Source organism: Bdellovibrio sp. HCB2-146 (assembly GCF_047345725.1).
In the GTDB taxonomy this organism is placed as follows: domain Bacteria; phylum Bdellovibrionota; class Bdellovibrionia; order Bdellovibrionales; family Bdellovibrionaceae; genus Bdellovibrio.
In genome coordinates, this window is sequence record NZ_JBLEQP010000001.1 from 861,323 (window position 1) to 875,182 (window position 13,860).

General features: G+C 44.9%; 16 protein-coding genes. 8 read left to right on the forward strand and 8 right to left on the reverse strand.

Features of this window, described 5'->3' with window-relative positions; genetic code table 11:
• Positions 1-5: 5 nt before the first annotated feature.
• Positions 6-1,229 carry a hypothetical protein gene (locus ACLWOR_RS04225; protein ID WP_413939423.1) on the reverse strand — a complete coding sequence of 408 codons (1,224 nt, stop codon included), beginning with the start codon at positions 1,227-1,229 and terminating at the stop codon, positions 6-8.
• A 191-nt stretch (positions 1,230-1,420) separates the two neighbouring features.
• On the opposite strand from ACLWOR_RS04225, the gene ACLWOR_RS04230 reads away from it, so the two are divergent.
• From ACLWOR_RS04230 to ACLWOR_RS04245, 4 genes are all read left to right on the forward strand, one after another.
• Entirely contained in the window at positions 1,421-1,723 is a 303-nt protein-coding gene (locus ACLWOR_RS04230) for a hypothetical protein (RefSeq protein WP_413939424.1), read from the forward strand.
• A complete protein-coding gene (locus ACLWOR_RS04235) occupies positions 1,720-2,619 on the forward strand; it encodes an SAM-dependent methyltransferase (protein ID WP_413939425.1) in 900 nt (299 codons plus the stop codon). Before ACLWOR_RS04230 ends, ACLWOR_RS04235 begins: the two co-directional genes overlap by 4 nt.
• A complete protein-coding gene (locus ACLWOR_RS04240) occupies positions 2,595-3,272 on the forward strand; it encodes a flagellar brake protein (RefSeq protein WP_413939426.1) in 678 nt (225 codons plus the stop codon). Before ACLWOR_RS04235 ends, ACLWOR_RS04240 begins: the two co-directional genes overlap by 25 nt.
• A 236-nt stretch (positions 3,273-3,508) precedes the next feature.
• A complete protein-coding gene (locus ACLWOR_RS04245; protein WP_413939427.1) occupies positions 3,509-3,925 on the forward strand; it encodes a hypothetical protein in 417 nt (138 codons plus the stop codon).
• Positions 3,926-3,941: 16 nt separating this feature from the next.
• Here the strand turns inward: ACLWOR_RS04245 and ACLWOR_RS04250 are convergent, their stop codons facing one another.
• Positions 3,942-4,667: a hypothetical protein gene (locus tag ACLWOR_RS04250; protein ID WP_413939428.1), complete on the reverse strand. Its 726-nt coding sequence runs from the start codon at positions 4,665-4,667 to the stop codon at positions 3,942-3,944.
• A gap of 69 nt (positions 4,668-4,736) precedes the next feature.
• On the opposite strand from ACLWOR_RS04250, the gene ACLWOR_RS04255 reads away from it, so the two are divergent.
• Complete coding sequence (locus ACLWOR_RS04255) at positions 4,737-5,396, forward strand: hypothetical protein (protein ID WP_413939429.1); 660 nt, start codon at positions 4,737-4,739, stop codon at positions 5,394-5,396.
• Here ACLWOR_RS04255 and smpB read toward each other — a convergent pair.
• The 6 genes from smpB to pal are packed head-to-tail and all read right to left on the reverse strand — an operon-like array spanning position 5,341 to position 9,184.
• A complete protein-coding gene (gene smpB, locus ACLWOR_RS04260; RefSeq protein WP_413939430.1) occupies positions 5,341-5,802 on the reverse strand; it encodes an SsrA-binding protein SmpB in 462 nt (153 codons plus the stop codon). The genes ACLWOR_RS04255 and smpB overlap by 56 nt on opposite strands.
• Entirely contained in the window at positions 5,799-6,626 is an 828-nt protein-coding gene (rsmA, locus tag ACLWOR_RS04265) for a 16S rRNA (adenine(1518)-N(6)/adenine(1519)-N(6))-dimethyltransferase RsmA (protein ID WP_413939431.1), read from the reverse strand. Before rsmA ends, smpB begins: the two co-directional genes overlap by 4 nt.
• The gene (gene tsaD, locus ACLWOR_RS04270) at positions 6,623-7,660 is read right to left on the reverse strand and encodes a tRNA (adenosine(37)-N6)-threonylcarbamoyltransferase complex transferase subunit TsaD (RefSeq protein ID WP_413939432.1); all 1,038 of its coding nucleotides are present in this window, start codon (positions 7,658-7,660) and stop codon (positions 6,623-6,625) included. Before tsaD ends, rsmA begins: the two co-directional genes overlap by 4 nt.
• Before the next feature lie 5 nt (positions 7,661-7,665).
• Complete coding sequence (locus ACLWOR_RS04275) at positions 7,666-8,349, reverse strand: tetratricopeptide repeat protein (protein ID WP_413939433.1); 684 nt, start codon at positions 8,347-8,349, stop codon at positions 7,666-7,668.
• Positions 8,346-8,657, reverse strand: a complete 312-nt coding sequence (locus ACLWOR_RS04280) for a DUF4398 domain-containing protein (RefSeq protein ID WP_413939434.1) — start codon at positions 8,655-8,657, stop codon at positions 8,346-8,348. Before ACLWOR_RS04280 ends, ACLWOR_RS04275 begins: the two co-directional genes overlap by 4 nt.
• Before the next feature lie 23 nt (positions 8,658-8,680).
• Positions 8,681-9,184: a peptidoglycan-associated lipoprotein Pal gene (gene pal / locus ACLWOR_RS04285; RefSeq protein WP_413939435.1), complete on the reverse strand. Its 504-nt coding sequence runs from the start codon at positions 9,182-9,184 to the stop codon at positions 8,681-8,683.
• A 121-nt stretch (positions 9,185-9,305) separates the two neighbouring features.
• Between pal and ACLWOR_RS04290 the strand changes: the two genes are divergently transcribed.
• The 3 genes from ACLWOR_RS04290 to ACLWOR_RS04300 all read left to right on the forward strand — a co-directional run bounded on the left by ACLWOR_RS04290 (position 9,306) and on the right by ACLWOR_RS04300 (position 13,851).
• Positions 9,306-12,263 (forward strand): TolB family protein, encoded by a 2,958-nt coding sequence (locus ACLWOR_RS04290; protein ID WP_413939436.1) that lies wholly within the window; start codon positions 9,306-9,308, stop codon positions 12,261-12,263.
• 120 nt (positions 12,264-12,383) lie between these two features.
• The gene (locus tag ACLWOR_RS04295; protein ID WP_413939437.1) at positions 12,384-12,902 is read left to right on the forward strand and encodes a hypothetical protein; all 519 of its coding nucleotides are present in this window, start codon (positions 12,384-12,386) and stop codon (positions 12,900-12,902) included.
• A 109-nt stretch (positions 12,903-13,011) separates the two neighbouring features.
• Positions 13,012-13,851 (forward strand): hypothetical protein, encoded by an 840-nt coding sequence (locus ACLWOR_RS04300; RefSeq protein ID WP_413939438.1) that lies wholly within the window; start codon positions 13,012-13,014, stop codon positions 13,849-13,851.
• Positions 13,852-13,860 lie beyond the last annotated feature (9 nt).

A 13,860-nucleotide genomic window follows, 5' to 3' on the forward strand; every position in this document is an offset into this window, starting at 1 on the left:
GCGTCTTAATACTCCCCTGCCAGCACGCAATTCATCACTTCTTCAAGATTTTTTCCTGTCGAATTTTGGAATGGTCCAAAGTGATTATACGAATTTCCTGACATATGAGGTGTTACACATCTTTCCGCTGGAGCTTTCAATGCTCCATTTGATTTGAGGTTGGCCGGATGTGTATGCGCTGATTTCGTCGTGTTCACTTGAACTCCGAACATGCCTGTCACTTTTGCGGCTCCACAAAACGCATTGAACGTTTGCAAAGAACTCCCCAGAGCACGGATTAGTTCCGACTTACCGGCTGTCTGTGAAATTGTGCAACTTGGATAAAGCACATTCCATTCGCGGATGCAGGCTTGAATATTTCCGCCTGAGTTGGGAGTAAATTGGAACATTCCAATATTGAGTTTCGATGCTTCATCTTGATAAGGGTCTTCGTAAAACTTCACTCCCGCTGGTTTGCGATAACCTGACGGTGCATATTTTTGCGAGACCGATTGAGATTTTGAGCTATCCGCACTGGTCAGAGATTCCGTATACGACAGACACATCATAAATTTGGACCAAAGCTTGGAGGCTTTGACATAGCCTTCACGGTTTCCGGCCAGGGCCTCACGACGATATCCATTCATCGCCGTGCTGAATTGATTGATTTTTTTAATCACCGTCGAGGACGGAACATTTTTACCTTTCAAAGTTGTGTTCAGTGAAGAAGACGTCACTTCGCACAGCGGATGTGAGATAAAACTGTTCGACATATAAGTGTTCACGTCTTTATTTAGACCGAAATAAGAATAAACATAGCCCACTTGCGCTTTGGAAGGCTGCATTTTTAATTCAACCGCATAGGCCACGCGATCAGAGAAACGATCTCTGCCATCCAAATTTACATCACAATTATCGGTTCTAAATGAGTCTTGTGCGTTTCGTTGCGGCAAAAGCTCGCGATAGCTGCTGAAACGGGTGTCGACGACTTGCCCTACGGGATAAGAGACCTCGCTGAAAACATCAAAGTTCGCTGGCGTGATCGGATCGGTTACCGCTGCGGGCTCACGTGGTGCTGGCGAAGGAAGAGGCGTTGGTGCTGGTGTGGGCGAGGGCTTCGGCGACGGCGATGGACTTGGCGCCGGCGCAGGATCTTTCACGGGTTGCTTTCCCATAGCAAACGCTGTTGAGGAAAGAAGTGATGTCGTTACAAGTAGCAGGACTTTTGTAGAGAGGAATTGTGTTTTCATGCGCTCCTAGATCGGAGCTTGGTCTTAGGACTTAAGGCCTCCTAGACCTTTTTCTCAGGTTCTACGTCTAGCAGCTGGTAATTTAAAAATTATTAATGGGAAGGCTTTAGACCATGGTCTAGAGAATTCATTCAAGGTGGCCTTTTAGAAAGCCGATAAATGGTATGTCACAACAAAAAGGGAGTATCAAAATGAGTCAAAAATATGATGTGCCGGGATTGTATAGTTTCCTTCTTCATACACCAGAGGCCGGCCTCAGAAAAATGTTCGTGGATAACAAACCTATGACTGAGGCTCACTTTAACCTCATGTTGAAAGTTGTTCGCGCCTGCCCTGAAGCGCAATTTTGTGAACACTTCGAAAAACAAGATTTTCCAAAAGTGAAGTTTGGTCCGGCGGAAATGAAGATCAAAGAAAAATTCTGGGGCGATTGCATGACGACTTGGAATAATCGTGGACTTCTGACACCGGCTGTTGCTACAAAAGCTGCGTGATTGCTTATCTTGCCGCGGATTCATTTCTGCCAGAGCTAAAGGCAGAGCTCAAAAACATCCGCTCTGTTCATGGAAATCTGGTTCTTACTGATGGGCCCCTACAGTCTTCTGTTTGGGCCCAACATATTTGGCTCAACGCCAAGATCGAATCTTTTGAGTCGATTTCTCAAGCTGCCAAAATTTTAAAATCTGCGGGCAAACTTTGGAGTCTGTATTCTTTTGAAAATCACCGCCGTGCGGAGTTGATTCAAGAGAATCTGCCAAAACTTCGTCCGCGCATTTTAGAATTCTTGGGCCCTCTCCCACAAGATCCTTTGGGTTCGTGGACTTTGCTGGATAAAAATACGCTGCTCTATTCTGCAGAAACGAATTTACCATTTCCAAATGGTGAAATTGAATTTCACGAGAATAAAGAAATTCCTCCGTCCCGCGCCTATTTGAAGTTGTGGGAACTTCTCACTGTCTATGGCGTACGCCCTGAAAAAGGCCAACGCGTTGTTGATTTCGGAAGCTGCCCTGGTGGATGGACTTGGGTCTTGCAGCAAATGGGTTGCGATGTTGTCAGTATTGACCGCGCTCCGCTTGATACAAAAATTGCAGCACTTCCGCGAATCGAATTTATAAAGACGAATGCGTTCTCGTTGAAGCCTCAAGATATCGGGGTCATCGATTGGTTTTTTTCTGACATCATTTGCTACCCGGAGAAGTTACTTGAACTTGTCCGCGGTTGGCAGGAGTCAGGTCTTTGTAAGAACTTTGTCTGCACTATTAAATTCCAAGGTAAAACCGATTTTGAAACTCTGGCCGAGTTTCAAAAATTAGAAGGTGCTAAAATACAGCATCTCTATCATAATAAGCATGAGGTTACCGTATGGATAAAGACGTCTTCTCCTTAGTTTCTAGAGAACAAGATCGTAAGAAGTTATTCAGCGATCTCGCTCAATCTCATGGCGAAATTCTTTGCAAAGGCAAAGCAGAGTCGTATTGCAAATACAAAGCTGCGCTTTACAACGCTCGCCTAGATATCATCGAATGTGTTCCAGCTTCTTCGACTGGCTTAGAAAACAACGAAGAATTCCTGGGTCATTTATTTATCGGTGGTGAAAAATATTATTTTGAAAGCACCGCAGTTATTCAACAAGGCCGCTTGCATATTCCTCTTCCAGAGGCCGTCTATCATTTGCAGCGCCGTCAGAATTATCGCGTGAAAGTTCCTGAAAGTTTCAAAGCATTCTACAATATCGTCGAGATCAACTCCAAAAGACAAACAATCGTGGGACCTATTGAAGATATCAGCGCTCAAGGTTGCCGTGTGACTTACAAGTTAGACAAACAATTGATGAAATTGAATGACTACGTTACCGGCCAATTGCTTGTTGGTAAAAACCCGCCGATTGAAATCCAAGGTCAAATCCGTCACATCAAAGTTGACGAAACAAACGTACAGGTTTTCTCTTACGGAATTGAGTTCGTGTCTTTACCACCGATTGTTGAGAACAAATTGTTCTCTTTGACGATGGAAATTCATAAGCAGTATTTTAGACCGTAAGGGAAAGGGAAATCATGTGACCCACCCTGCTCCCGAAGTTGTTGGGAGACCTCCTTGGTACAAAAATTGATAAAGAAAATCCTTCGAGATCTGATCTGAGTTTTAGAGATGATCGAGTGTTTCTCATTCTATTTGAATAGGAAAATTATTCAATAGATGACCATTCCTTCGACTGCTGGAACTTTGAAATGATCAATCAAAAAAATTTAACCAAGTAACGTTAGAAAGGTGTCCCTATGAAAACTCTTTTAGCTCTTTTTACCACTCTTTTCGCCATGAATTCTTTTGCTGGTCAACTGTCTGAAAATGAATTCAAAACTCTTGAAAATACTCTCAGACTAGCGTCGGAAGATCTCGAGTGGACGTGCACAGGATCAGTCGATTCTGAGTTTTCTGACGTGAATTTTGGTGATTTTAAGAACGGTACTGTTAACAAAACCAAAATTGCAACAACTTACACATTGACCCACAAACACGAAGAAACAAACACCGTTCATGTTGTTAAATACGTTCTTTCTAATAAAACAGGAAAAATGATCTCTGGATCTCGCGAAGTGTTCACTCCAGTTCGTTTTGTGGACAAAAACTTCTCAGAAGTGGAATCCCAAACTCGTTATATGTCGATTGCTTCTCAAGAGTGCAAGCCTCAGTAATATTTGGCAGCAGAGATTAATTTCCGCTGCCTTCCACCCCTAAGCTTGTTGCTGGCTGATTTTTAATTGCTTCGTATTCTTTATCGATATTTTTTTGCAGGTCCTTCTTCTTCTGAGCGGCCTGCTTCTTTTGATCTTCTAGAGCTTTTTTATTTTCTTGATAACGGCTGCTGTAATCGCGATGAAGCTGATTGAACTCATCCGTTTTCGCACGCATATAGTCGTCAAAGTTTTTGCGCTTGTCGCGCATGTCGGCTTCGAACTCATCACGTTTGGATTTTTGATTTTCGTAGAATTCTTTGCGGCGCGATTCTTGATCTTCAAAGAAAGATTTTCTTTCATCCGAAGACGCTTTCTTTCTCGAAAACTGTTTACGCTCTTCTCCCGCTTTCTTCGTAAACTCTTCGCGCTCTTTGGTTTGGACTTTGTTGAAGTCCTGGCGAACTTTTGTCATGTCTTTGTTAAAGACTTCGCGCTTTTTATTCAGGATCGAACTAAAACGACTGCGCACTTCCGCGGGGCTTTTTGTAAGATCTGACATCATCTGATCCATGAAAGCCTTTTCGTCGTTTTCTTTTTGCCTTTCGACGGGGATATCCTTGCGAAGCTTATCGAGGGCTTCGCGATCTGCTTTCAGAGAGTATTTATCATCGACTAAGGTCGGTTCCTCAGCGTGCGCTGTGTGTGCAAACGCCGTCAAAATGACAGTTCCTAGTAAGAAATATCTCCATGCTAAACTCATAAGGACCCCTTGTCTGATTTTGAGAATAATTGGACTCGAAAGAAAACACAACCGACCGATAAGAGACTTATGCTTTACGGACGAAGAGTGATCGAACCTCAGCGGGCGCCCCAAGGAGTGAATCCTCGCCGCTTCATTTTAAACAAAGCCTTTCAGTACAAGTATTCTTGGTACATGATCACGGCTATTGTGGGTGCGACGCTCCTCTTCTTATTACCTGCATATTTCTTCATTACTCAAAACTACGAACTATTCAAAAGTCTAGCTTACGACACTCATCCAAATCTCGTGGCGCACTTAGAGCGCGAAGTAACGTGGTTAAAAGTATTCCTAGGGGTCAGCGTGGTTTTCCTCTGTGGTGTTACTTTGTTTTTAAGTATTCGTATGACCAAGAATTTATTGTCGCCGCTTGTATCAATGGAAAAACACATGCACCAATTGATGTTGGGACAGTGGCATATTCCAGATTACGCGATGCCGGTCGATGATGACTTCCGCGATCTTTCTATGACCTATGATTATTTCTACCGCGCTTTGAAAGCCAATACGGAAACAGAGCTGAAGCTTTTAGAAAAACTCAGCATTGATCCATCCAATCGTGAGGCTTACGCGGCTTGGAAACAATTGTTGTCTGAAAAACGTGCCCGCTTAGGCATCGAAGAGGAATTTATCCTTAACGAGAACGTCGAGTTGCTGAGCGAATCTCGTTCGAAACGTCGCGTTTCTTAATCGCTTCACGCTTGTCGTGGGCTTGCTTACCCTTTACCAATGCGATCTCTAATTTCGCGCGACCGTTTTTGAAGTAGATCTTCAATGGCACGCAAGAGTATCCCTTTTCGCGAAGGGCTCCGTAAATCTCCCCTAATTCTTTGCGATTCAGAAGCAACTTACGTAGACGCTCAGGCGCGTGGTTGTTGTAGCTAGAAGCTTTGTATTCGGCGATATGGGCATTCTGCAAGAAGGCCTCTTCACCACGAAATGAGATGTAGGAATCTTTGAGTTGCACGTCTTTATTGCGCAAGGATTTCACTTCGCTACCCATTAAAACCATACCAGCTTCGTAGACTTCAATGATCGTGAAATCAAAACGAGCTTTTTTGTTTTCCTGGATAATTAAGATGTTCTCTTTGCTCATTCATTAAATCCAAAGTGCTTATAAAGACGCACAAAATCCGCAGGGCTGAGTTCTTCAGCACGGGCGGTTTCTTTGTGCCCTAGCTCTTTCAACCATTGAACGAGCTGCTCTTCAGTTAGCTTTCTTTGGCTTAAAAGACCAGCTAAATTTTTCTTTAAAAGCTTCCGGCGCTGGGCATAGGCCAGCTTTACGAGGTTTAGGAACGCTTTACGGTTTTTGACTTCAGTTTCAATGCGCGTAAAAGCCAACACACGGCTGGCTACCTTTGGCGGTGGATCAAAATCACGAGGACCTGCGTCCGTCACGGTATGAATCTTCCAGAAGGTTTGTGCGATCACACTTAAAAAACCATAATGTTCCGTTGAAGCAGCCGCGCGAATACGCTGAGCGACCTCTTTTTGGAACATCAGCACCATGTGCGCAACACCTTTGTCTTCAAGCGAGCGATCAACCACAATGCTTGAAGAAATCTGATACGGCAGATTGCTGACGAAGACTAATTTTTTATCGTCGTAGAACTGTGTCCAATCCAAGCGCAATGCATCTTCTTCCAAAACCGGAAGACCCTTGTTGCGCCAATATTCTGCAATCACCGAATCGAGTTCAATCAATTGCAACGGCACGTTCATTTGTTGCAAGAAAAACGTCAAAGCGCCAGGACCAGGCCCCACTTCGATCATTTTTTCTGGCTGAAACTCACGCACTTGATTGATGATTTTTTCAATCACGATATCGCTCACAAGAAAATTCTGACCTAATGATTTTTTGGCGAGGATACCCAGTTCTTCCAGGGCAACCATCAACCTTTGACGGGCTTCACTCATCTAAAATCCGATTCTAACGTATGCGGAGAAGGACCTGCATCCAAAGGAGAAACTTCACCACGCGCCATACGAAGTGCGCCCACATAACCAATCATCGCCGCATTATCCGTGCAATATCTAAGCGGCGGAATCACCAGGCGTAAACCTTTTTTCTGAGCCCATTCTTCGGCACGTGCACGCAAGCGAGAGTTCGCACTCACACCGCCGGTAAGAATCACACGTTTTGCACGCATGACTTTGGCAGCACGATCTAATTTCGCAATCAATACGTCAACAATTGCTTCTTGGAAAGAAGCACACAAATCTGGAAGATTTTGTTTCACCATCTCTGGGCCCAATTGTTCAAGCATTCTTTGGCCTGAAGATTTGAGTCCAGAGAAACTCATATCGAAAGTTTCGTCATGGATCATACTGCGCGGAAATTCATAAGCATGCGGATTTCCGGTTTTCGCCATTTGATCAATGCGCACACCACCTGGGAAACCCAGTCCCGCCATTTTGGCGAATTTATCAAAACATTCTCCAGCGGCATCGTCTTTCGTTGCGCCGAGAACCTTATAATCACCAAGTCCTTTGATATGATAGAGGCTTGTATGACCACCACTGATCGCAAGACCGACATAAGGATAATCAAAATCTTCCGGAGGCGCATATTGAGCGTCTTTCAAGAACGGCGCTAATAAGTGACCTTCTAAATGGTTCACCCCTAAAAACGGCAACTTTTTAGATTGCGCTAGCGCCTTTGCTGTCACCAGTCCGACAATCAAAGCACCCACAAGACCCGGTCGATTTGTGACCGTGATTCCTTGAACGTCTTTCCATGTCATATTGGCTTTTTTAAAGGCCTCTTCCACCAGAGGTAAAAGGGCGATGGAGTGATTGCGAGCGGCGATTTCAGGAACGATACCGCCATACATTTCGTGCTCAAGGTCTTGGGACGCGGAAACAACAGAGTGCACCCAGCCGCTGCGCTCAACAATAGCTACAGAGGTGTCGTCACAACTTGTTTCAATCGATAATACGCGTTCTACCACTCAACCTACTTTTTAAGACCCTTCAAGCGTATCTTAGCACGACGAGCTTCATCTGACTTAGGAAATTTGCTCACAACTTCATCATAAAACGTTTTTGATTCGTCTTTCATACCCAATTCCTGGAAAGCCACGCCGATTTTGTAAGTCGCATCAGCAAAATGGCCACCTTTTGGGTTTTCATCGCGATATTTTTGATAATTGAGGATTGCTTGCTTCCAGTCCTTCTTATTGAAGTACTCGGTCGCAGAGTCATAAGTGTCTTTTTTAGTTTTTTTCTCAGAAGCTTGCGCCTGAGCCTGAGTGGCCGCAGCGGCACGCTCGGCTTTCAAAGCTTGAACTTCAGCTGTAACTTGGAAAAGTTGACCTTCCATTTTTGTGAGAGCTTCTTGCAACAGCTGAACTTTTTGATTGAGATCGGCACTTTGGGTTTGAGACGCTTTCATCGCCCCTTCAACACCGGCATTGTTTCTCTCGAGTTTGTTTTCAACGACTTCTACACGGCCGTTCAACTCGCGCATCAATTCTTCCATATCGGAAACGCGACTTGTAGCATCGGCATTGTTTCTTTGCATCGTCGTTACTTGTTGTTGCATGACTTGACGTTGTTCACCATCGCGAACTTCGTTACGGGTTTTCAAACAGCCAGTAAGAGCCATTGATAAGGCCAGCATCCCAACAAGAATTCTCATAATACATCTCCCGTTTTTTGGCGAATAAGGCGTGCGGAGTTTTCAGCTTTTTCAGCTGCAAATCTCGCTCTGACAAATTGTTCTTTCGCCTTTTGATAGTCGCGGTCTTCGAAGTAAATGCGACCCTTACGATAAGCTTCTTCAGCTTGATGCCAGTAACCTGGCGAATGACGAGCGGCTTGAACGGAACGAGCCGCATCTATCGCGGCTCGAGCTAGAGAATAGTCCTCTAAAGGTGCGGGTACAGTCTGACATCCGAGGATCGCTGAGAAAATTAAAATCCCAATGAAAATTCTCTGAAGTCTCACTCCACACCCTTCGTTTTAACTAATTACTGAGCAGGAACGAAGTTTGCGCGACGGTTTTGTGCGTAAGCGGCTTCGCTGTCACCAGTAGCAAGTGGTTTTTCTTTACCGTAGCTGATTGTGCTCAAACGGTCAGCAGGAATACCAAGGCTTACCATGTAAGCTTTAACTGCATTGGCACGTCTTTCACCCAAAGCTACGTTGTATTCGATTGTACCACGGTTATCGCAGTGACCTTCGATTTGTACGCGTGTGTTTGGATTTTTCTTCATCCAATCAACGTTTGTCGCGATGTCTTTTTTAGAGTTCGCGTCCAAGCTAGACTTGTCGTAACCGAAACGAACAGTTACTAGACCAGAGATTTTACCAGAATCTGATCCCATTGGATCAAAGCTCAAAGCAGAAGAATCAATTTGTGGAGTTCCACCTGCAGGCATAGTTTCAACAGCTTGGTCAGATTGAGTTTGTTTTCCTTTACAACCCACCACCAACGCACATGCAACAAGACCAAAAGCCAATTTACGAATCATGAAGTCCTCCTCAGAAGTTCAAAAAGTTATCATCAATTAAAAACTTTAATTTATAGCAGCTTATTGTCAAACTAATGATTCCAGAACTAATGGTGCGTTGCTATAGGTCCAAGGTACAAATATGCAAAAATTCTTTTTCAGCCAGTTTCTTCTTCTAGGATTCTTACTCTGTTTTTCGCCTCAGACTTGGGCACAACTTGAAGTTTCGCCACTGATTAAGTGGAAAACTCTGAACACTCCCCACTTCGAAGTGATTTTTAATGCCGAGCAGCAGGACCTCGGGCAACTTTACGCTGAAAAATTAGAAAAAGCCTACAAAGATCTCTCACCTTTCTTTCACTCGATGCCGGAAAAAACCATCGTGGTGATCAATGATAAAACAGATGTCACTAATGGATACGCGACACCGATCCCCTATGGTCATATCATGGCTTATCCCGTTTTGCCGGGACCCGAAGACAGCTTGGCTGACACCGGTGACTGGGCCTACGAACTCTTGTCACACGAATTCACTCACGTTCTGACATTCGCCCCTCATGGTGGAGTGATGCGCCCATTGCATGCGGTTTTCGGTACGATCATCGCGCCAAACTTGTTGCTGCCACGTTGGTGGAAAGAAGGTGTTGCCGTTGAAATGGAAACACGCTTAAGCAATCACGGCCGTCTTCGCTCTGTCTATCAGGACGCTACGATTCGCGCGATGGTCGCTGACAATACTTTCCATCAATACGATATTGCGGAGGCTAACGAAGCTCTGCCAAGCTGGCCTCAGGGAGCTCGTCCTTACTTGTTCGGATCTTTGATGTGGAGTCAGATGGTTCAAGACAAAGGCACTTCAGTGGTGGGCGATTTGCATGAACGTCACGGTCGCCGCGTTCCTTATTTTATTGAAACTCCGGCACATGACTATCTGGGATCAAGCTACAATCAACAGTACTTCAACATGCAGAAGACTGTTTCAGAACTTGCGTTCACACAAATTGAAAAGCTCAAAGCTGTCCCCCCCACGACGATCAAATTACCGGTGAATCGTTTTAATTCGGTTTCTGCTCCGGCGATCTCTCCAGACGGTAAGCATTTAGTTTTGATCACAGAAAACGACGCCAACTCTCGCGAAATCAAAATGATCACGCGGGAAAAATTAGATCAAAGCTTTTTGGATGTGAAAAGCACGGACACGGTCGAAGAGTTTAATGAGATTCCAAATATTCCACTGCAACGAGACGCCCCTGCTTCCGGATCCATTCAACGTGTCAGCTGGTTCCCCGATTCAAGTCGTTTTATCTATGATAAAATCGATTATTCCAGTCGCTATGACCGTTTTTCTGATCTTTATATTTATGATTTAACCAAGAAAAAAGTACGTCAGGTGACAAAGTCACTGCGCGCGCGTGAGCCCTCCCCTTCCTTAGATGGTCAATCTGTTGTGTTCGTAAAACTTCAAGGCGGTAAAACTCACCTTGCAATGATGAGTCTTGATGAGAACCGAAAAGAAGTGACGACTTTATTCACTCCCCCTCTGCAAGAACGTATCTCGTATCCGATGTTCTGGGATGAAAAGACTGTGATCTTTTCTTGGCGCAAAGGAAACGGTGAAGAACATCTTTATAAGTTGGCTTTAGACGGTAAAGAACCGCAAAGACTTTTCTCTGACTTCCCGAATGCTCGCTTTGCTCGTAAGACTTCGATGGGCTTGATGTTCGCTTCCTCTAAAAACGGAACACATAATTTGTATTTGGCGGATGCGAACTTGTCTTCTGCTCGGCCGCTGACTCACACAGTGACAGCGAATTTTACCAGTGATTTGGACTCGCAACGTTCCGAACTTTTTGTGACGACGATGACTTCACAAGGTTTGCGCGTGGGTGCCATTGCACAGGAAGATTGGAACAAAACTCCGGCGGAGCTTCCAAAAATTGCGCCTTTGCTTGCGGATCGTTATCCGGTGAAAGCTGAAGCAGCACCGGTTTCTACGGAAACTTTGCCAACACTAGTGAAACCTGAAGACATCGAAGACTATTCCGCTCTGGGATATTTGCTACCTCGTTACTGGATTCCGTTCATTGCCGGTTCTTCGAGTGAAACTGGCGTGGTTATCATGGCGCAAACAACCGGATTTGATCCGCTGAAAAAACACACCTATGCGCTGTTAGGCAGTTGGGATACGGGGATTGGTCGCGGCAGTTTTGAAGCGACTTACATAAATCAAACCACTCGTTTGCCGTGGACTCTTTTTGGTTATCAACGTGCTTCTTATTTGGGAACTGTTGACAATCGTGTGGATGACTATGGGGCCTTGTTGGTTGGGTCTCCGAATATGTTCTGGTTGTCACGCTACGCAGCTGCACAAATCGGTTGGAAGTATCTGGACCGCCAAGTTGAATCCAGCTCGCGCACTTTCAAACGCATGGGCCCGACGGCTGCGATCAACTATGCGAACTACTCACAATCAGGAGCCGAGATTTCTCCAGAATCTGGCTGGGGTGGTTATTTGGGCGCGGATTATTACATCGAACAAGAAGATTATCTTCAGTACTCGCAATTCACTGGCGTCGGATTAATTTACTTATCAAAATTTTTGCCTCGTCATCACGCGGTGATGTTGCGTGTGGCTGGTTTGCATATTCCCGAACAAGTTGCAGCGATTTATGGTAGCTCGACAGAGTCATTGGTTTTTATGAGTGACAGTGTTTTACCGCAATATATTTTACGTGGTTATTCACGCGGGCAAGTTTTGGGTCGCAATATCGCCAATGCTAACTTTGAATATCGCTTCCCTATTTACCGAATTGAAAGTGGCTCGGGCACGGATGCGCTGTTCTTGCACAACTTAGTGGGCTCCATTATTGCCGACGGTGTGGCCGCTGACGGTTTCTTCTTTAACAACGAAACCGGCGCTGCCCAAGCCATCCGCATGACGACAGATTCTTTCTGGACAGCCGGTGCTGAACTCAAAATTGAAACAACGTTGGGTTACACATTCCCGTTCAATTTGATTCTGGGTTACTATGCCGCCTTCAATCAACCCCAAGGCACAGAATCCGTCATAGGCACCCGCATCCAATTCTCGGGCTTCTAGTAAGAAGCCCGCCGCGTCAAACTGCTCCGTCTTGACAAAAACCCAGGCCCTCGAAATTATTGAAGATAACGACAACTCGCGGCGAGGATGCTGCGCTTATATGGCGTTTGGGGGATGAGCATGATGGAGAAAATCAGCTGGATTAAAGAACTTGTGAAGGCTGAGCAACAAATGGAAGAGTCCGGTCTTGTTGATATGAGCTTCGGTTTTGATACCGATAAGATTCTTGTCAGCGAAACTGTTCAGTTCCTTTTGGCTCTCAAGACAGAGTTTGTCGACGCTGCTACTTCCTTCAATGAATTGAAACCTTCGGCTCTTGGCCGAATCAAAATTTACGGGATCGCGAAAACTCACGCAGATTTCATGTTGTTCCGTAACGGTTTCAAAATGATTTTTTCATTAAAAGCTCCAGGCCAAATCGCTGTGCGCTTTAACTTTATTGGTACGAACTACATTCCAGCTCCAGGCTCAATTGAATCCTCTACTCAAGTTGCAAGCAACGTGATGGATGAGCATGTCGTTGAAGCAAAATGGGGTGCCTTTGGCGAGTTGATGTGGACTTATCAAGGTTTGCCAGTGAAGCTCGAGTACATGGTTCGCCATTATTTGACTCTTTTTATTAAAGAGAGCTCGAAGTAAGCTATTGTTTTCACTTAAAAATCTAATTAGCTCAAAGCTGTAAGGTTATCTTCGGCGTGGGTCTTCTATTCCTCGGATACATTTGTTTTCGTTGAATGGAGGCTTTTTTATGAAACGCTTTATGACTCTTGCGACGATCGCAACTTTGATGATGGGAACTGTTTCTCAGGCATCAACTTCTTGGGAAAATGAACTTACGAAAGATAATCTTTCTGCTGGTCAGTTGGATTCACCAGATCCTTCTTCCGTTATTGAAAGTGCATACACAACGACGACGTTGATCCAACGTGCATTGGAAGACGCAAAGACGTTGCCACTGGGCCCACGCATTCGTCATTTCGAAGATGCCGTTGCTAAGATCGTTCGTAAATCTGGTCAAAATCCTTTTGAAGAACCGGTTCGTTTGACTTTGCAAAGATCTAAATCAGTTGGTGATTTGACTTTGAAAGTTGCGGGCTACAACTCTGAGTTGATCGCGCAATGGGCGGCAAACTTCTATCGCACATCATTTGAGTTGGCTTTGGCTTATGCCAATAACCCATGCAAAATTCGCACGTATCAATCGACTTTCGCGAGCGGAAACTTCAGCGAAACATCGATTGCTCAATATGGATTTTACTACTCAAGTCTGCTGTGGCGTAACCAAGCAAACATCGTGAGTGACTCTGCAAAGGCTGTGATCCTGGTGAAACTTGTTGGCTTCTTGGGCCAAGATTTGAACAACGATCTTCGTCGTCGCACAGACGGAATGCGCGAAGCTTTGGCGGACATTTACGATATCCAAAATAACGACGGTGCTTACCGCCGAATCATCGCAAGCTTTAGCCGCAACCAACAACCAAATACCTCTGATGTGACTGCGTTGAGAGTCAAGGTGTACAAGGTTTGGTCACAAATGGCTCACAGATTGAGTGCGAGCGGCGTTTATACAGAGGCTACGCCACGCTAACCGTGGCAT